Below are 19082 nucleotides of genomic sequence, written 5' to 3' on the forward strand. Positions count from 1 at the left end.
CATCGATACAAATAATGTAAATTTCTTGCTTCCTATGTACTTCTTCGCGAAGGAACGAAAGGAATTAAATTTGAAAATAACTCGCAAGCTAATGAAATTTTAAGTAAACGTTGGTACGACCGAGTGGACTCGAACCACCGACCCCCACCATGTCAAGGTGGTGCTCTAACCAACTGAGCTACGGTCGTACAATAGAAAGTGTATTTTTAAGTTAAGAACTTAAAAATGGTACCAGTGGGCGGACTCGAACCGCCACGCTATCACTAGCATCGGATTTTGAATCCGACGTGTCTACCAATTTCACCACACTGGCTTGTTGTGAAGATGCGCATTATAGGGGGAAGAAAATTTACTGTCAACCCGAGACGCCACTTTTAGTGAATTTTTTTAATGCCATTTTCCCGTTTGCGAGGTTTATATTAAATCCATGCTTTTGTTATTGGCAATTTTAGTGCTGTGATAAAAATTAGTGTTTTGACTGCGTTATAGGAATTATTAATAATCCACATTCAAAAAAAATTATGGGGCTTTTGCCCGCCGTTGTATGAGGGTTTCGTTGAATGGCAATATTCAAGAACATTGAAAATAAAGATAAGTGGATGATTTATCTTAAGTCGTTACTGTTGGGTATGGCATTTATTATGCCTTTCGCTTATATCCAATTCAGCCAGATTCAAGCCGATATGCATCCTTCCTATTTTATCATGCCGGCACTGGCCTCGATTTTAGTGGCGATTTTGCTGGTTAAGGTTAATTTGTTGCAGGCAAAGGTAATGCGTGAGCGTTCCTTGTTTAAGGCAGCGGTCGATTTTTCTCTGGAATTTACTTATATCCGCACGGTTGAAGGGAAATACGAATACGTTTCTCCGGCCGTGACGGAAATAACCGGGTATTCTCAAAAAGAATTTTACGATAACCCGAGTTTTATGGATCGAATCATTCATCCGGATGACAAGGTGAATTGGGGCGGGCATGTTCATAATGTGAACCATCATGGTAAGCCTGAAAATATCGAGTTTCGTATTGTGACTAAATCCGGTGAAGTACGTTGGATTCAACATCTGTGCGGTGCTGTTTATGATTCTAAGGGTGAGATAATTGGTGTGCGTTCGACTAATATCGATGTGACGGAACGCCATTTGACCGATGATAAACTCAAAAAATTGGGCTTTTATGATCCTTTAACTAATTTGCCGAACCGTAGATACGTTTCCGATTATTTGGCCGATTCGATCTTGAAGGATCAGATTGCGGAAGAGGTTCAGGAGTTTGCGGTCATGTTCCTGGATTTGAATCGCTTTAAGTATGTGAACGATGCGCACGGTCACACGGTTGGCGATGAACTGCTGCGCCAGGTTGCCGAGCGTTTTCAAACCAGTTGCATGAGTGCTCAGAAGGGTGTGATTAGCCGTTTTGGCGGTGATGAGTTTGTAATCGTCAAACACGGGGATGTTTCGCCAACCGCGATCCAGCGCTGTGTTAATAAGTTGAATCAGATTCTGGAAGAACCCTTTATGGTTCAAGGGCACAGTCTGAGTATCGGCACCAGTGTCGGTGTGGCGGTCTATCCGCGGGACGGTATGTCGGCTGAAACTTTGATTAAGAATGCGGATGCGGCAATGTTTCAGGCCAAGAACGAGGGTCTGAACATGAAGTTTTTCTCGCACGAGATGGCCGAACATGCGTTTAATATGGTGGGGCTTCAGTCTCAACTTAAGAATGCGCTGAATGAAGGCTTGATCCAGCCGCACTATCAGCCGTTGGTGGATATGAAAACCGGCCAGACTATCGGGGTTGAAGTATTGGCTCGCTGGATCACTCAAGACGGAAGCCAAGCGCCATCTCCGGCCGTGTTCATCCCGGTATCCGAAGAGACCGGGTTGATCTGGTCGTTGAGCGAAATGATGATTTCTCAGGCAGGGCGGCAGATCATTAAGTGGCAGGACTTGGGGGTGAAGATGAAATATTCGATCAACGTTTCTGCACGCCAGTTTGCCGACGATAATTTCTGTAACCAAGCGATCAATCAATTCAGACGATTGGGTGTCGATCCAGGTTCGGTACAGATAGAACTGACTGAAACCATACTGTTAAATAACATTGAGCGCAGCATTGAAAAAATTCAGCATTTAAAGGCGGAAGGTTTTTCAATTGCTTTGGATGACTTTGGAACCGGTTTCGCATCGTTGCATTACTTGACGCTTTTCCCGCTGGACACCTTAAAGGTGGATCGTGCATTTGTCGTGAATATACTGGAAGACAAACGTCAGTATGCAATCGCCAAATCGATCATTAATCTGGCACATGATCTTGATTTGGTGGTGGTTGCCGAAGGTATTGAAACGGAAGAGCAGCGTCAATTGTTGGCGGACTTAGGGTGCGATATCGGGCAAGGCTACCTGTTTAGCAGACCGGTCGCGCCGGAAAATATCTCTTTGAGCCATATTGGCGGCGGCGAGAGTTTCATTCCACAAGGAACACGTGTTCAATAGTCCGGATTGGCATTCGTCCTATTTTTAAAATCCTTTAACGAAAATCCGTACCCCTGGTTGCAACGGCCGGGGCGTTTATTGGTCTATCTGGTCTAAGCGCTTGAAAGCAGGTGGGATTTAAGCGAAAATAGCACGCTTTATTTTATGGACGCCGTTTAGGTTTGAATTCTTCAAGCTGTGGTGATTTTCCCCGCGTGAAAAGACAAGACTTTTTCTTTGAATTACCCGACGAATTAATTGCTCAACAGCCGGCGGCACAACGACGCGGTAGTCGACTACTGGTGTTAAATCCTAATGCCGAAGTCGGGCAGAGTATCACTGACGCACAGTTTCCCAGTTTCCTCGATTATTTGAAAGCGGATGATTTATTGGTATTCAATAACACCAAGGTGATTCCGGCACGACTGTTTGGTCAAAAATCGACCGGCGGCAAAGTGGAGTTATTAATCGAGCGAGTGGTCGATGAGAGTACCGTCTTAAGTCATGTGCGTTCGAGCAATGCGCCGAAACCGGGTGCCCGGTTGATCATTGAGGATGCCTTTGAGGTTGAAGTGTTGGGTCGTCAAGATGCATTGTTTATTCTTAAGGTACTGTCCGATCAAACGGCCTTGGAGCTGATCGAAGCACACGGTCATATGCCTTTGCCGCCATACATTGAGCGTCCGGAAGATCAGCAGGAAGATAAAAACCGCTATCAAACGGTTTATTCCAGTAAGCCGGGTGCCGTGGCCGCTCCGACCGCAGGGTTGCATTTTGATGAAGATTTATTGCATGAAATTCAAGCCAAAGGCGTGCAGCTTGGCTTTGTTACCTTGCATGTCGGCGCGGGCACTTTCAAGCCGGTTCAAGTGGATGATATTGCGGAGCATGTCATGCATTCAGAGTATTTGGAAGTGGACGCTAAACTGGTCGAGCAGATCAAGCAGGCACGCGCCAAAGGTGGACGGGTTTTTGCCGTGGGAACGACGAGTGTTCGTTGTTTGGAAAGTGCGACGAGTTTTAGCAAGTCGGGAGAGATCGAACCTTATCAGGGTGAAACCGATATCTTTATCACGCCGGGCTATGAATTTAAGCAGGTAGATGGATTGTTGACCAATTTCCATCTGCCGGAGTCGACATTGATTATGTTGGTATCCGCATTGGCGGGGTATCAGCATACCATGCACGCTTATGCGCATGCCGTTGCGGAGAAATACCGCTTTTTCAGTTATGGCGATGCCATGCTGATTTTGCCGAAAACGTCCGCGACCAATGCCCAGGGATGAACCTGGGTTAACAAGGAAATAGAATGGAATTTGAATTAGATAATACAGACGGTCGCGCCCGCAGAGGCCGACTTAAATTTGCTCGCGGTACGGTGGAAACGCCGGCGTTTATGCCGGTTGGAACTTATGGTTCTGTTAAAGGAATGACGCCGGAAGAAGTGAAAGCGACCGGTGCGCAAATCATTCTCGGTAATACGTTTCATCTCGCCTTGCGTCCGGGAACCGACATCATTGAATTGCACGGTGACCTGCATGACTTTACGCATTGGGAAGGGCCGATTCTGACGGATTCCGGTGGATTTCAGGTATTCAGCCTCGGCAAAATGCGCAAAATCAAGGAAGAGGGCGTGACCTTCAATAGTCCTGTGGACGGCGCAAAGATTTTCATGGGGCCGGAAGAGTCGATGGAAGTTCAGCGTAAGTTGGGTTCCGACATTGTCATGATCTTTGATGAATGCACGCCTTATCCAGCCTCTCACGAAGTGGCGAAAGAGTCGATGCAGTTATCGATGCGTTGGGCGAGACGTTCTAAAGACGCGCATGGCGACAGTCCGGCCGCGTTGTTCGGTATCGTACAGGGCGGAATGTATGAAGACCTGCGTATCGAATCAATCGAAGGTTTAAAAGAGATCGGTTTTGACGGTTATGCAATTGGCGGTTTGTCGGTCGGTGAGCCAAAAGAAGAGATGATGGCGACCCTGGATTATACCGAACCGCATATGCCGAAAGACAAGCCTCGTTATTTGATGGGGGTGGGCAAGCCGGAGGACATCGTCGAGGCGGTGCGTCGCGGTATCGATATGTTCGATTGCGTGATTCCGACGCGAAACGCACGTAACGGCTTTTTGTTCACGTCTAAAGGTGTGGTCAAAATTCGCAATGCCAAGCATAAAATCAGTTTGGAGCCGTTGGATTCGGAATGTGATTGTTACACCTGTCAGAACTATACACGTGCTTATTTGCATCATTTAGATAAGTGTCGTGAAATTCAGGGCGCGCGTTTGAATACAATTCACAATCTGCACTACTATCAGACATTGATGCGCGGGTTGCGCGACGCGATTGCTGAAAATAGACTGGATGCTTTCGTAGAGTCGTTTTATGAAGGAATCGGAGAACCGGTTCCGGCGCTTTAGTGGTCGAGTTTATCGGGCCTTTATTGTGAATTGCAATAAAATGAACCGGCCCGGTGATTTTTAGCAGATTTTTACGATTAGCTGTGCCACAATATGTGCCACAGCAAATAGCTTTTATATGATTTAGTTAGGAGGAAAATAGATGAGCTTTTTTATTAGCGATGCAATGGCGGAAGGTACAGCAGCGGCGCAAGGCGGCGGATGGGAAGGTTTGATCCCACTAGTCTTATTGTTTGTGGTGTTCTATTTCTTATTGATTCGTCCACAGCAGAAAAAAGTAAAAGAACATAAGGCGCTTGTGGCGGCGATGAAGAAAGGCGACGAAGTCGTTACCTACGGCGGTCTGGCCGGTAAGATTCGCGACTTGGGCGAAACCTTCTGTGATCTGGAAATTGCAGACAATATCATCGTAAAAGTAGAGCGTCAGAACATTTCGCGCTTACTTCCAAAAGGTACTTTAAAAGGCGAATAAGTCTTTCGCTAATTAGAAGGGGGCAATAGCCCCTTTTGTTGTTTCATAATCCTTAAAAACCTGGATTTCAACTATGTTTCAAACACAACAAAAATTGATTGCAAACCGCTATCCGGCATGGAAATACGTGCTGTTGGTTTTAACGACTGTTATCGGTTTGATTTATGCTATGCCGAACCTGTTCGGGGATGATCCCGCGGTTCAGATTTCACCGGCGAAATCCGTGACGTTTACCTCCGAGACGCAACAGCAGGTCGATCAAGTACTTTCCTCCGCCAACTTGGCAATCAAGTCGACCGTGTTTGAAAACGGCAACTTCTTAATTCGTTTTGAGAATACCGAAGATCAGCTAAAAGCGAAGTCGTTATTGAAAGAATCGCTTGGCCGTACAGCGGTGGTGGCGTTGAACCTGGCGCCTGCCACTCCGGCCTTTTTAACGGCGGTTGGTGCAAAACCGATGTATCTGGGGCTGGATTTGCGAGGTGGTGTTCACTTTTTGATGGATGTTGACATGGACGCGGCGGTAGGCAAAGCCTATTTGCGTTATGTGGACGAGGTTAAGGATGTCCTGCGTACTCATAAAGTGCGTTATTTAGCCGCCGAGTATGAAAACGAAAAACTATGGGTGAAATTCAAGGATATTGAAACCATGCAGGCCGGTTTACAGGTTTTGCAAAATGAATATGCCGATGAATTGAAAGCGACGGCCATGCCGGATACCGCTTCACCGATGGTTGAATTAAGCCTGTCTCCGAAAGCGATTGCAGATACCAAGAAGTTTGCGTTACAACAAAACATTACGACGCTACGTAACCGTATCAACGAGTTGGGAGTTGCTGAGCCTGTGATTCAACAGCAGGGCGATCGACGAATCGTCGTGCAGCTTCCGGGGGTTCAGGATACGGCACGTGCGAAAGAAATTTTGGGTGCGACGGCGACTTTGGAATTCCGTTTGGTTGAAGAACGCGGCGATGCGGAACGTGCGGAACAGTCGGGCTATGCCCCTCACGGTTCTAAGCTTTATAAGTTCCGTGACGGTACGCCGATTCTTTTGCAGCGTAACGTGATCGTAAGTGGTGAGAACGTTATTAACGCCCAGTCCGGCATTGATCCGCAGCAAGGTTCTGCGATGGTTAACGTTACGTTGGACGGAGCGGGCGGACGTAAAATGCTGGCGACGACCAAGAAAAACGTCGGTAACCGTATGGCGGTGGTCTTTATCGAAAATCGCGTTGAGACCGTCGAGCAAAACGGTGAAAAGGTTAAGAAACGTATTACCACCAAGGACGTGATTAACGCCGCGGTTATTCGCGGTCAGTTCTCAAACCGTTTCCAGATCACCGGTTTGGATTCGCCTCAGGAAGCTCAGGACTTAGCGTTATTGTTGCGTGCCGGAGCATTGGCGGCACCGATGGAGATCGTTGAAGAGCGTACCGTCGGACCGAGTTTGGGGCAGGACAACATTGATCAAGGCTTCATGTCTGTCGTCGTCGGTTTTATTCTGGTATTGGTTTTAATGGCCTGGCGTTACAAAACTTTCGGGATGGTGGCCAACTTGGCGTTGACACTGAACTTGGTGATTATTGTCGCCGTATTGTCTATGTTGCAAGCGACTTTGACCTTGCCGGGTATCGCCGGTATCGTTCTGACCGTTGGTATGGCGGTGGATGCCAACGTACTGATTTTTGAACGTATTCGTGAGGAATTACGAAACAGTTCGATTCAGACTGCAATTTACGCCGGTTACGAAAAAGCGTTCGTGACCATTGCTGATGCCAACATCACGACGTTGTTGGCGGCGATTGTGTTGTTCAGTTTCGGAACCGGTCCGATTAAAGGGTTTGCGATCACTTTGTCCATCGGGATTTTGACCTCGATGTTTACAGCAATATTGGGAACTCGTGCCATCATTAACGTCATGTACGGTAATAAGCGCGTTGAGAAACTGTCAATTTAGGATGCCGACATGAGTGAAATGACAATGAAAAAAGAAATTGATTTTATGGGGAAGCGCCATCTGGCGATGGCGTTTTCGGTGTTATTGATTATCGGCTCATTTGCCGGGCTTTGGATTAAGGGATTGAACTTCGGTATCGATTTTACCGGCGGTACCCTAATTGAACTTTCTTATCCGGAAGCGGTTGATTTGAATGAGGTCAGAACCGATTTAAGTAAAGCGGGTTACGACGAAGCCGTTGCTCAGCATTTCGGTTCCGCAACCGATGTGTTGATCCGTATTGCACCTCGAGAAGGGTTGAATTCCGCACAGTTGAGCAACCAGGTGATGGATGCTTTGAAAGAAGGTACCAAGGGTGAGATTACCCTGCGTCGCGTTGAGTTTGTCGGTCCGCAAGTCGGTGACGAGTTGACTGAAGACGGTGCTTTAGCTGTGTTGTATGCATTGATCGGGGTTTTGATTTATGTCGCTTTACGATTTGAGTGGCGTTTTTCGCTTGGATCGGTAGCGGCTTTGGTTCACGACGTTATCATTACCGTGGGTGTTTTTGCGTGGACGCAAACTCAGTTCGACCTGACGGTATTGGCAGCGATTCTAGCGGTTATCGGTTATTCTTTGAACGATACCATCGTTGTATTTGACCGTGTGCGTGAAAACTTCCGTACTATGCGTGAAGGCGAGCCGGTCGATGTCACGAATTCAGCGGTTAACCAGATGCTGTCGCGTACTATTATGACGTCCTTGACTACCTTGTTGGTGTTATTGGCGTTATTCTTCCTCGGCGGTGAAATCATTCACGGATTTGCGCTGGCGTTGATTGTCGGGGTGGTTGTGGGTACTTATTCTTCAACCTATATTGCCAGTGCGATTGCGATTCTGTTAGGTGTTTCTAAAGAAGACTTGATGAAAGCACCGAAAGAGGGTGTGGACAGCGAAGCCGAAGAAGCGGAGTTACAGCGTCTGTTCCTGGAGCAGGAAGCAAAACGTGAAGCCCGTGAGTTGGCGGCGAAAGCAAAGCAGTAAGAAAATGAACAGGCCTGGCGGTTTTTCCGCCGGGAGTAAGCCAGATAGCGCGCTATCTGGCTTTTTTATTTGAGAGAAAACAAATGTCATTACAATTGGAAACCAGTAAGCGCAGAACGTTTGCGATTATTTCCCACCCGGATGCGGGTAAGACCACTGTGACCGAAAAGCTGTTGTTATACGGTGGTGCGATTCAGATGGCCGGCGCGGTCAAGAGCCGAAAGACGGATCGTGCGGCCACTTCCGACTGGATGAAGATGGAGCAGGAGCGTGGTATTTCTGTCGCTTCATCCGTGATGCAGTTCCCTTATAAAGACGTGATGATGAACCTGCTGGATACTCCGGGGCATGAGGACTTCTCTGAGGATACCTACCGTACCTTGACGGCGGTGGATTCAGCTTTGATGGTCATCGACGTTGCCAAGGGGGTTGAGGATCGTACCATCAAGTTAATGGAAGTCTGTCGTTTGCGTGATACGCCGATTTTGACCTTTATCAACAAGCTGGACCGTGAAGGTCGTGAACCGATCGATTTGATGGACGAAGTTGAAGACGTCTTGAAAATTAATTGCGCACCCATGACGTGGCCGATCGGGATGGGGAAGCGTTTTAAAGGGATTTATCATCTGTATAACGATACCATCCGTCTGTTTGCACAGGCAGATGGCCAGCGTGCGGGTGAAGGTGAACTGATCGAAGGTTTGGATAATCCGCGTCTTGACGAGTTGATTGGCAGTCAGGCAGAAGAGCTACGTGAAGAGATCGACTTGGTTCGTGGTGCCAGTCATGAGTTCGATTTAGAGGCCTTCCTAAGCGGTGAGCTGACACCAGTGTTTTTCGGCTCTGCCGTGAATAACTTTGGGCTTCAAGAATTGTTAGACGGTTTTGCCAAGTATGCTCCGCCACCTAAAGACCGGGATACAGAAACCCGTTTGGTTAAAGCGAATGAAGAGAAGTTGACTGGTTTCATCTTCAAGATTCAAGCGAATATGGATCCGCAGCACCGTGACCGTGTGGCTTTTATGCGCATCGTGTCCGGGAAGTACGAAAAGGGAATGAAGTTGAAGCATGTGCGCATCGGTAAGGATGTGAAAATCGCTAAGGCGATCACGTTCCTGGCGAATAAGCGAGAGCATGCAGAGGAAGCGTATCCCGGCGATATCATTGGTCTGCACAATCACGGTACGATCAAGATCGGCGATACTTTCACGGAAGGCGAAAACTTGAAGTTCACCGGAATTCCTAACTTTGCACCGGAGTTGTTCCGTCGTGCCCAGTTGAAGGATCCGATGAAGATGAAAGCGTTGCAGAAAGGTTTGACCCAATTATCTGAAGAGGGTGCGACTCAGTTGTTCCGTCCGATAGCCAACAATGATTTGATTTTGGGTGCGGTCGGTATCCTGCAGTTTGAAGTGGTTGCACAGCGTTTGAAAGATGAATACAACGTAAGTTGTATTTTCGAACCGGTCAATGTCAATACGGCGCGTTGGGTTCTCGGCGATAAGGCCGAGATCGATAAGTTCCTTGCTAAGGTGCGCGATAATGTGGCATACGATGCAGCGGATCAATTAGTGTATATTGCGCCGACCCGTGTGAACCTATCCTTGACTGAAGAGCGTTGGCCTAATTTGAAGTTTGTTGCGACTCGCGAACATTAATTAGGTTTTATAGCCTTTGCAAACAAAAAGCCCTGCCGGAATGCATTCCGGCAGGGCTTTTTTATTCCTATGTCAAAGACCGGTTTGATCCGGATTTGGCATTAAATTTCGCTGATCAGGAACGTTACGCGACGGTTTTGGCGTTTGCCTTCCGGAGTGGCGTTGCTGGCAATCGGACGTTCTTCACCGTAACCGTAAGTGGTAATGCGATTACTTGCGATACCGTTGCGCATTAGGTGTAAGGCGACGCCCTTAGCGCGGTTTTCGGATAGTTGCTGGTTATAGGCGGTAGAACCGTCTGAATCCGTATGTCCTTCAACATAAACGCGCGTGTTCGGGTGTTTATTCAGTGCGTTGATAACCGGTGTTAAGCGTGTCAGTTCATAGGGTTCTAATTCGGCCGAACCGGAACGGAAGTTGACGTTTTGGACGTTAACGTGGTTGTAGTCCTGATCGCCGATTTTAACCGCTTCTACATTGTTGTTTGGGTCGTTGGCTGTATCGGCGTAGACTTCATCGTAAACCGCTCTAGCGGTAATCCCTGTAATGGCACCGACGGCTACTTTTCCGACGTTATTGTCTACACCAAGGGCGTTTGCAGCCAAGATGCCGCCGATACCGGCTGCAACGGTGATAATGTTTTTTTCTTGTTCTCTTTCTTCAGCTGTTTTATTCGGATTGGTTGAACAGCCGGACATTACGCTTAACGCGGTGGTTGCCGCGATGGCAGCGATTATTTTTTTGTTCATAACGTTCTCCCGTAATGGAATGATTGTCCTATCGGACGTAAATAATCTTTATTGTTACTATTAATAGGTAAATTTTTAAAATTTTCAAGCTAATTGAATGAATCTCAATTATTTTTAAAGCCTGTGAATCGTAATAGATAGCGCGTTTAAAGCCGAGGGTTCAAGGAAGATGTGAGGTCTGCTTTTCGATTCGGACTGCCCTTTTAAAGCAGAACAATCGTTGCCAGGCCAAGGAAAACGAAAAAGCCTAAGGAATCGGTTACTGTGGTCAGCATCAATCCTGAAGCGAGAGCAGGATCGATACGCATACGTTGTAGAATCAATGGAATACTCGCTCCGGCTAATGCTGCGGCGAGTAGATTGATCATCATGGCAGAAGCGAAAATTAAGCTAAGTGCCAGATCCTGGAACCATAGAAGTACGGCTGTACCGGTTAAAAAAGCCCAAATGAGTCCGTTTAAAGCGCCTACGGTAGTTTCTTTTATGAGTAGCGAGCGACTGTTGTTACTGCCGAGTTTGCCCGTGGCCAATGCTCTGATAACGATGGTGGCAGTTTGGGTTCCGGCGATGCCCCCCATACTGGCAATGATTGGCATCAAGACCGCTAAGGCCACGATCTTTTCGATCGATGCATCAAACAGACCGATAACGATTAAGCGAAAATCGCGGTGAGCAGGTTGATCCCCAGCCAGAAAGTACGGCGTTTAGCCGCAAGTGTGGCCGGTGCGAAGATATCTTCGTCTTCGTTCAAACCGGCGCTGACTAATTGAGCGTGTTCACCTTCTTCACGGATGATGTCGACCACGTCATCGATTGTGATACGACCTAAAATTTTGTTGTGGTCATTGAGCACGGCGATCGAGATCAGGTCGTGTTTTTCAAAGATATAAGCCACTTCCTTTTCTGGCGTATAGGCTCTGATCGTTGGTTTTTGAGTGTCCACCAAATCCGAAACCAATGTGTCCGGATCGTGGGTGATCAACGCATTGATTTTAAGGGTACCTACATAATGGTCTTCGCGGTCGCGGACAAATAGATCCACGGTTGAGGTTGGAAGTTCCCCTAATTTTCGCAGGTATCGCAGAACAACATCCAAGGTCACGTCCGCACGAACCGCGATAAAGTCTGTACTCATCAAACCGCCGGCGGTATCCTCAGGATAGGATAGTGCCATCTCTACCGCACTACGATCTTCTTCGTTCAGTGATTCTAATAAAGTTTGTTGGTCTTCGTCGTTAAGCGATTGAACGATGTCGGCGATGTCGTCGGTTTCGAGGTGTTCCGCAATTTCGGTGATTTCGTGCGGTGCCAGTTGTTCTAACAGGCTGGCACGTACTTCATCATTGGTATGGGCGAGTATTTCACCTTGAGCGTCGGAACTGATCAATTCCCATAGAAAGTGACGTCCTTTGGGAGGTAAGGATTCGAGGATTTCAGCAAGGTCTTCTGCGACCAGTTGGGCGCTTAATTCAGGAACTTGGCTCGGATTTTGTTCCTGTACTGCGGCAAGGAGTTGGGCTGTAAGCTGCGCTTTGTCCGTAACGGTGTTGCTTTGTACCATGGCGCCTCCTTGCTTAAATGTAGAATTTGCGTTTGATTTTAAGGTATTTTAGCAGGCATTTATAACAATTTAATGAAAAATGGCCTAGTAATAGGGGTTGTAGGTAGGATCAGGCAAAAAAAACGCCCAATAATGTGGGCGTTTTAGAAAATCAAAACGATTTGATGTAAAAGTCAACTTATGCCATGTTTTTTACACCGCCAGATTTCTGGTTATGGTCGCTCATTTTTTCTTTGTGCTTAATGATTTGGCGATCTAACTTGTCGACTAAACCATCAATAGAAGCATACATATCTTCAGTGTCATGTTGGGCAAATAAATCTGCACCTGATGCGTGGACAGTCGCTTCTGCTTTTTGAAGTTGTTTTTCAACTGTTAGAATAACGTGAACATTGGTTACGTGGTCGAAATGACGTTCCAATTTTCCGACTTTTTCAGTTACGTAGTCACGTATTGCATCAGTAAGGTCCATGTGATGACCGGTAATGTTGATTTGCATTGTATCGCTCCTTTATTCTTGTGTCATGCGATGCCAAAATTTAAGCTTAAAGCGCTTTATTTATCAGCCATTATTTGCAATTTCTTGATAAAGGCGCTTTAGTTTTTAATCACTTTCAGTATAACATCAACCGTGTCTAAATCGATATTTATTGATTGAAAATTCTATTGGGAAGAGGGTCTTTTTTAGGATAAAAGGCTTTCTGGGATACCGTTGGGTTAAATGAAATCTTCGCCCAAATAAACTTTTTTGACGTCAGCATTGGAGAGGACTTCGTCGGGTTTGCCCGAGGCCAATATCGTACCCGCGTGAAGGATGTAGGCATAATCACAAACTCCAAGTGTTTCGCGGACGTTGTGGTCGGTGATGAGCACGCCGATGCCTTTGTCTTTGAGGTGGAGAATGATGTTTTGGATGTCTTTGACCGAAATCGGATCGACGCCTGCAAAAGGTTCGTCCAGTAGTATGAAATTCGGTTCCATTGCCAACGCTCTGGCGATTTCAACGCGGCGGCGTTCTCCGCCCGATAGAGCTTGTCCGGGTTGTTCGAGGATGTGTCCGATCTGAAGATCGTCAATCAGGTGTTCGAAAATCAGGTTGCGTTTATCGGAGTCGAGTTCGGTGCGCATTTCTAAAATGGCTCGAATGTTTTCTTCAACGGTGAGTTTACGAAATACGGAAGCTTCTTGAGGCAGGTAGCCGATTCCGCGTTTGGCGCGTTCGTGAATCGGTAGCTGGCTAATCTCTTCATTACCGAGATAAATCTCTCCGCCATCATTGGCAATTAGCCCTGTCATCATATAAAACGTAGTGGTTTTTCCGGCTCCGTTCGGGCCTAACAAGCCCACTACCTGACCGTTATAAACATCTAAGTCGACGGAGGTGACTACGGTACGTTTTTTATAGCTTTTTGCGAGGTTTCTGGCATAAAAGTGCGACACGAGACGATTTCCTGTTTATTTCCGGTTACTTGGGCTGTGTGCTTTCAGGCATGATGGTAACGGAGATGCGTTTTTTCTCTTGCTGGGTACTGTTAGCTTGTAGGGTTTTGTTTTTCATGTCGTAATGCAGTTCCGGACCGGTAATCATTTGTTTGCCGGGTTGTTCGACTTGAGCGTCGCCTCTGAGTAGAACGGTTTTTGAGTTGGCTCGATAATCGATGAAGTCTGCCTTGCCTTTAATCCAAGACTGTTCGACTTGATCGAAGCGTTTGAATTTAGCCGGTTTACCGTCTACTTGTATCCATTCTATTTCGCGTTTCGGGTGATGGATGGTGATTTTGTCGCCGGTTAACGTCAGGCTGCCTTGAATCACTTCGACATCGCCGGTATAGACGCTAATGCCTTGTTGATCTTGAATATCCAACGCATCGGCACTGATATGGATCGGTTGCTCTTCGTCCGGCGTATTGTCTGCAGCGTGGATGGGCGTTGTCAGACTGGCCGCTGTAATACCTATAGTAAATAATAACCAGGATGAAAATGACTTTAAATCAATCATGTTGTCTCGCTTTATTGTTCCTGACTTGCTTGCGGGATGTATTGTCCTTTCACATTCGACAAGAGTTGAAAATGTTTCTTTTGAATGTCTGCTTTGAGCCCGGTTCCCGTCGTAACGGCGCCCGGTTGCGTAATGGTCACATCGTCCGCTGAGCTAACCTGCTGGGTACTCGCATTATAAGTGATGGACTGTGTTTTTAAGGTTTTATTTTGCGATTCGTCGGTAATCTTGGCGTAGGGTAAATCGTATTGCGTGATGACGACATTGCCACTGAGATCCACTTGCGATTCATTGTATGTTTCGCCGCGTTGACTACTGATCGTGACGGTTTGCTGCGGTTCGGCGATTACAATTCGTGGGTTGGACAGTTCGCTTTTTTTCAGCGATTCCTGATAAAACACGCTGGTTGCTTGGGTAACGGTGTTTTTGTGGTTTTCGGTTTTGTCGAACTGCCATGTCGTAGCATTAAAAAGCTGCCAACTGTAATCGGTTGTTTGCAGTGATGAAGAGCGGCTGACGGTCGAGGTCGATGTGTTTTGCTGGAAAGCGATCCATAACGCTAGGGCGGATAGAATGAGTGCAAATAAGATAAAGCGGCTGTTAAGCATTTGCATCTCCTGATCCGGTTAATTCATGGGTTAAGTTTTTGTGGATGCGTCTATTTTATACCCGATTACAGCGTTTCTCGCAGGAAAAAATCCATGTGCTGTTGCCAGCTGCCTTGGGATTTCATAATCAGTTCGCAGGTTTCTCTGACGCAGCCTTGTCCGCCATTGAATTCGGAAACATGATTGACGCGTGATTTGACTTCCGGATCGCCGTCCGCCGGTGTGACCGACAGACCGACACGAGTAAGAATCGGAAGGTCTAGGATGTCATCGCCGATATAGGCGATTTCATCGAATTCCAAGCCAAGTTTTTCAATGAGTTTTAAGAAAGTCGGTAGTTTATCCGGTACCCCTTGGTAGACGTGTTTGACTTTCAAGTCGCGCATGCGATTGGTCACCAACTGTGATTTTCTTCCGGTGATGATGCCGATGTCCACATTGGATTTTTGCAACAGAACCATGCCGTGACCGTCTCGGGTGTAGAAGGCTTTATGCTCTTGACCGTCGTCACTGTAGTAGAGGAAGTTGTTCGTCAAAACGCCGTCCACATCCAGGATCAGTAATTTGATTTTTTTGGCTTTTGCAATCAGGGTTTCCGAGAACATGGCTTTTCCTTTCGGCGGATTTTAATTTAGGCGCTTGTCGAGCGTAGGTAAAGGGTAAACAAATACGCGGCAAAAGCCAAGGTTAGAAGAATGCCTTTAGGTGCGTTGATGACGGCGTGGCCTTTATAAGGCAGGGCAAGCAGTAGCATGGCTAAGGTAAATCCTAGCATGACGGGGATGTCTTCGGTTAGGACGGAGTGTTCTAAAACCGACGGAGCCAATAGTCCGGGAACCGCCAGAACGGCAAGGATGTTGAATAGGTTCGAGCCCACTATGTTACCGATCATCAGATCCGCTTCATTTTTACGAGCTGCGGTAATGGCGGCTGCAAGTTCGGGTAGGCTGGTTCCGATTGCGATGATGGTTAGGCCGATGACCACTTCTGGTACTTCAAAGAAATGGGCGATTTCAACCGCACCCCAAACCATGATCTTGGCGCTGATCATTAAGATGACCAAGCCACCGATCAACATTAAAATGGCTTTTTTAAGCGGAAAGTCCGGCATGGTGTCAACGACTTGGGTTGTTTCGCTGGCGATAGGGTCTTGAGGATCAACTTCTTTATTTACTTTGATCATCCAAATCATCACGATCACCAGTGCGGAAACCAGAATAATTCCGTCCATGACGTCAAGGTGGCCGTCAAGCAGTAGTAAATAAGCGCCGACCGAGATGGCGAGCAGTACGGGAAGTTCGCGTCGGATTAAACTCGACTTCACTACGATAGGTGCGATGATGGCGGTAACCCCTAGTACTAATCCGATATTGGCGATGTTTGAGCCGATAGCATTTCCGACCGCCAATCCAGGGCTGTTATCCAGCGAGGCTAATGTGGCAACAACGACTTCGGGCATTGAGGTTCCGAAGCCTAATACGACAACGCCGATAACTAAAGGAGAGATGGAGAGGTGGTTTGCCGTGCTGGCCGAGCCGTCGATGAAAATGTCAGAACTCCATACCAATAGTGCAAGACCGACTATGAGTGCTAATGCTGGAATTAATAAGGATATTGCCATTTCGTAAGTACTTTTGAGAAAAATGTTAACCTGCAATTATAACTAATGTAACAGCGTTTGATAAAATTATTTTATGTGTAGCTATGTTAAAGCTTCTCGGTGGTAAACTATGCACAGTCAAAAAAAAGGCCGAATTTTTTATATGTATTTTGCGAAGATGGGAGCAGTTTGTGGATAATTTGCAGGTTGGTGCCGTTGGGTGGTTGCACGCGGATTGGCAGGGAACGTTTTATCCGGATGACATGCCGCAAGAGTGGCAGTTGGATTATTACGGTAATGCTTTTCATGTGGTGTTGGTGCCTCAATCACAGTGGTTGGAATGGCGTGATGAGGAGCTGGAAGATTATGCAGATAATGTTGAAGAAGATTTTGCGTTCTATCTGGAGTTAAAGGAACCTGTCGATCAACACAAACTTCAACAGTTGTTGTTGGTTAAGCAGGTTCTGGGCAGTTTTCTTTGTGGCGTCGTGGTGTTTTCCGAATCTTGGTTGCCGGAGCGTTCGTTGGAAGGTGTTCCTGTGAGTCTGGTTTCGAAGTCATTACAGTTGCCGGGGTGGCACTGGGAAGTGGAGGGCAGCATTTTATCGGGCGCTCCTTTTGGATATGTTGAAAATTTGCAAGAAGACGGTAAATGGCAGACGGCACTGTTGCAAGACTTTGTTGGTAGTTTCCCACCGGGCTTGCTTGGCGCGCCTTTTTTTATAGGTGGGGACTCTATTGATATGGCGCAGGTAACTAATTTAAAGGTTATTGGCGAGCTGTTGGGATATTAAAATTCGTTTGTTAAATTTCCTTTGTAATTGGGCAAACTGATTTAAAATGGGATACGTAAAAATCGATAGGCCTGGTTGCGGTTTAGTAAACCCAGGCATGGCGGGATGGTTTAATTGGCATACTAAGTGGAGTGGTGATGCAATCCGATACACTGATTGACATTCAGGGACTGAGTTTTTCCAGAGGGAGTAGAACGATCTTTGATAGTTTGGATCTGACTATTCCGAGAGGAAAGGTAACGGCGATCATGGGTCCCAGTGGAACGGGTAAAACCACTTTGCTTAAGTTGATTGCCGGGCAATTGAAGCCGGCGGCAGGAAAGATCCTGGTCGAAGGTCAGGACGTTCACCGATTAAAGCGCAGCAAGCTTTATGAATTACGCCAAAAGATGGGGATGCTTTTTCAAAGTGGCGCTCTGCTGACGGATTTGAGCGTATTTGATAATGTCGCTTTCCCGTTGCGGGAACATACCGATTTGCCCGAATCGATTATTTACCCATTAGTGTTGATGAAGCTTCAAGCGGTGGGGCTGCAAGGTGCGCGTGATTTAATGCCTGCGGAATTATCCGGCGGTATGTCGCGTCGCGTCGCTTTGGCGCGCGCAATCGCACTGGATCCGGAAATGATATTTTACGATGAGCCTTTCGTCGGTCAGGATCCGATTACGATGGGCGTGCTCGTAGAATTAATTCGTAAGTTGAATGACAGTCTGGGGCTGACCAGCGTCATCGTTTCGCATGATGTGCATGAGGTGTTATCGATTGCGGATAACGTTTGCGTGCTTTCGGAAGGGCGGATTATAGCCCAGGGGACGCGCGACGAAATATTGAACAGTGAGTCCGATTACGTTAATCAGTTTATTAAAGGGTTGCCTGACGGTCCGGTTCCGTTTCATTATTCAAAAGAGACTTATCAGCAAGCAATGCTAAATGGGGTGGTTAAGTAATGAAACTGGTTGATCTTTTCTTTACTCGCCTTGCCGGGTTGGGGCGTCGTTTTATCGCCTTGTTGTCCGGCTTGGGACGAATGGCTTTTTTTGTAATTTCATTGGTTCCGGCGATGCCTTTCGCCTTTATTCGTTTTGAATTGTTGGTTAAACAAATTTATGTGGCCGGGGTCCTTTCTCTCCCGATCATTCTGACTGCTGGTCTGTTTGTTGGAATGGTATTAACCCTTCAAGGGTATAATGTATTGGTTGACTATAATTCCGCAGAAGCGGTCGGGACGATGACGGCACTTTCCTTGTTGAGAGAGTTGGGGCCGGTTGTGGCGGCACTGTTATTTGCCGGTCGAGCCGGTTCGGCACTGACCGCCGAGATCGGGTTGATGCGTTCGACCGAACAGATATCGGCTCTGGAAATGATGGCGGTTGACCCGTTGAAATTTATTTTTGCCCCAAGATTTGCGGCTGCGTTTATTACATTGCCGATGCTTTCGTTGTTGTTTATCGCAATGGGGATTTTGGGCGGTTACATGGTTGGCGTTGGCTGGTTAGGCGTAGATGAAGGTTCTTTCTGGTCGCAAATGCAGAGTTCTGTTGATTGGCAGGAAGATGTCATGAACGGGATTATCAAATCGATAGCGTTTGCCGTTTTGATTGCCATCATTGCCCTGTTTCAAGGATTTGATGCGATACCGACTTCCGAGGGGGTGAGTAGTGCCACTACCCGTACGGTAGTGCATTCTTCTCTGGGCGTATTAGGTTTAGACTTTATTTTAACTACTTTAATGTTTAGTTAAGGACATTGGAAATAAGAAAGGAATTGT

General features: G+C 46.9%; 19 protein-coding genes and 2 tRNA genes. 10 read left to right on the top strand and 11 right to left on the bottom strand.

The genetic code is table 11. The annotated features are described in order from the left end of the window. Positions 1–111 precede the first annotated feature (111 nt). Both ABY044_RS06400 and ABY044_RS06405 read right to left on the bottom strand, forming a co-directional pair. A tRNA-Val gene (locus ABY044_RS06400) sits at positions 112–188 on the bottom strand. Positions 189–226: 38 nt separating this feature from the next. Further along, a tRNA-Leu gene (locus tag ABY044_RS06405) sits at positions 227–313 on the bottom strand. Between the two features lie 247 nt (positions 314–560). Between ABY044_RS06405 and ABY044_RS06410 the strand changes: the two genes are divergently transcribed. The 7 genes from ABY044_RS06410 (at position 561) to ABY044_RS06440 (ending at position 10003) form a co-directional block, all read left to right on the top strand. Continuing rightward, positions 561–2492, top strand: coding sequence for a putative bifunctional diguanylate cyclase/phosphodiesterase (locus tag ABY044_RS06410; protein ID WP_373019350.1), 1932 nt, complete (start codon positions 561–563; stop codon positions 2490–2492). A gap of 194 nt (positions 2493–2686) precedes the next feature. After that, on the top strand, positions 2687–3757 hold the full coding sequence (gene queA / locus ABY044_RS06415) for a tRNA preQ1(34) S-adenosylmethionine ribosyltransferase-isomerase QueA (protein WP_373019352.1): 1071 nt from the start codon (positions 2687–2689) through the stop codon (positions 3755–3757). 23 nt (positions 3758–3780) lie between these two features. Then, a complete protein-coding gene (tgt, locus tag ABY044_RS06420; RefSeq protein ID WP_373019354.1) occupies positions 3781–4893 on the top strand; it encodes a tRNA guanosine(34) transglycosylase Tgt in 1113 nt (370 codons plus the stop codon). Positions 4894–5035: 142 nt separating this feature from the next. After that, on the top strand, positions 5036–5365 hold the full coding sequence (yajC, locus tag ABY044_RS06425; RefSeq protein ID WP_373019356.1) for a preprotein translocase subunit YajC: 330 nt from the start codon (positions 5036–5038) through the stop codon (positions 5363–5365). Positions 5366–5438: 73 nt separating this feature from the next. Next, the gene (gene secD, locus ABY044_RS06430) at positions 5439–7322 is read left to right on the top strand and encodes a protein translocase subunit SecD (protein WP_373019358.1); all 1884 of its coding nucleotides are present in this window, start codon (positions 5439–5441) and stop codon (positions 7320–7322) included. A gap of 9 nt (positions 7323–7331) precedes the next feature. After that, positions 7332–8345 carry a protein translocase subunit SecF gene (secF, locus tag ABY044_RS06435; RefSeq protein ID WP_373019360.1) on the top strand — a complete coding sequence of 338 codons (1014 nt, stop codon included), beginning with the start codon at positions 7332–7334 and terminating at the stop codon, positions 8343–8345. A gap of 83 nt (positions 8346–8428) precedes the next feature. Next, positions 8429–10003 (top strand): peptide chain release factor 3, encoded by a 1575-nt coding sequence (locus ABY044_RS06440; protein ID WP_373019362.1) that lies wholly within the window; start codon positions 8429–8431, stop codon positions 10001–10003. A 101-nt stretch (positions 10004–10104) separates the two neighbouring features. Here ABY044_RS06440 and ABY044_RS06445 read toward each other — a convergent pair whose 3' ends face one another. The 9 genes from ABY044_RS06445 to ABY044_RS06485 form a co-directional block, all read right to left on the bottom strand. After that, positions 10105–10752 (bottom strand): OmpA family protein, encoded by a 648-nt coding sequence (locus ABY044_RS06445; protein WP_373019364.1) that lies wholly within the window; start codon positions 10750–10752, stop codon positions 10105–10107. Positions 10753–10955: 203 nt separating this feature from the next. Continuing rightward, a complete protein-coding gene (locus tag ABY044_RS06450) occupies positions 10956–11366 on the bottom strand; it encodes a magnesium transporter (RefSeq protein ID WP_373019366.1) in 411 nt (136 codons plus the stop codon). A gap of 38 nt (positions 11367–11404) precedes the next feature. Beyond that, positions 11405–12313 (bottom strand): magnesium transporter, encoded by a 909-nt coding sequence (locus ABY044_RS06455; protein WP_373019368.1) that lies wholly within the window; start codon positions 12311–12313, stop codon positions 11405–11407. Between the two features lie 178 nt (positions 12314–12491). Continuing rightward, positions 12492–12812 (bottom strand): ribosome hibernation-promoting factor, HPF/YfiA family, encoded by a 321-nt coding sequence (gene hpf / locus ABY044_RS06460; RefSeq protein ID WP_373019370.1) that lies wholly within the window; start codon positions 12810–12812, stop codon positions 12492–12494. A gap of 218 nt (positions 12813–13030) precedes the next feature. Next, complete coding sequence (lptB, locus tag ABY044_RS06465; RefSeq protein ID WP_373019372.1) at positions 13031–13753, bottom strand: LPS export ABC transporter ATP-binding protein; 723 nt, start codon at positions 13751–13753, stop codon at positions 13031–13033. A 25-nt stretch (positions 13754–13778) separates the two neighbouring features. After that, complete coding sequence (lptA, locus tag ABY044_RS06470) at positions 13779–14312, bottom strand: lipopolysaccharide transport periplasmic protein LptA (protein WP_373019374.1); 534 nt, start codon at positions 14310–14312, stop codon at positions 13779–13781. Between the two features lie 11 nt (positions 14313–14323). Further along, complete coding sequence (gene lptC, locus ABY044_RS06475) at positions 14324–14926, bottom strand: LPS export ABC transporter periplasmic protein LptC (protein WP_373019376.1); 603 nt, start codon at positions 14924–14926, stop codon at positions 14324–14326. Positions 14927–14985: 59 nt separating this feature from the next. After that, positions 14986–15525, bottom strand: a complete 540-nt coding sequence (locus ABY044_RS06480; protein WP_373019378.1) for a KdsC family phosphatase — start codon at positions 15523–15525, stop codon at positions 14986–14988. Positions 15526–15551: 26 nt separating this feature from the next. Beyond that, a complete protein-coding gene (locus ABY044_RS06485) occupies positions 15552–16541 on the bottom strand; it encodes a calcium/sodium antiporter (protein WP_373019380.1) in 990 nt (329 codons plus the stop codon). A gap of 170 nt (positions 16542–16711) precedes the next feature. On the opposite strand from ABY044_RS06485, the gene ABY044_RS06490 reads away from it, so the two are divergent. The 3 genes from ABY044_RS06490 (at position 16712) to mlaE (ending at position 19055) form a co-directional block, all read left to right on the top strand. Next, the gene (locus ABY044_RS06490; RefSeq protein ID WP_373019382.1) at positions 16712–17314 is read left to right on the top strand and encodes a hypothetical protein; all 603 of its coding nucleotides are present in this window, start codon (positions 16712–16714) and stop codon (positions 17312–17314) included. Positions 17315–17451: 137 nt separating this feature from the next. Then, complete coding sequence (locus tag ABY044_RS06495; RefSeq protein WP_373019384.1) at positions 17452–18261, top strand: ABC transporter ATP-binding protein; 810 nt, start codon at positions 17452–17454, stop codon at positions 18259–18261. Next, entirely contained in the window at positions 18261–19055 is a 795-nt protein-coding gene (gene mlaE / locus ABY044_RS06500; protein ID WP_373019386.1) for a lipid asymmetry maintenance ABC transporter permease subunit MlaE, read from the top strand. The genes ABY044_RS06495 and mlaE overlap by 1 nt, the downstream gene beginning before the upstream one ends. Positions 19056–19082 lie beyond the last annotated feature (27 nt).

The sequence above is a fragment of the Thiomicrorhabdus sp. genome, assembly GCF_041583835.1.
In the GTDB taxonomy this organism is placed as follows: domain Bacteria; phylum Pseudomonadota; class Gammaproteobacteria; order Thiomicrospirales; family Thiomicrospiraceae; genus Thiomicrorhabdus.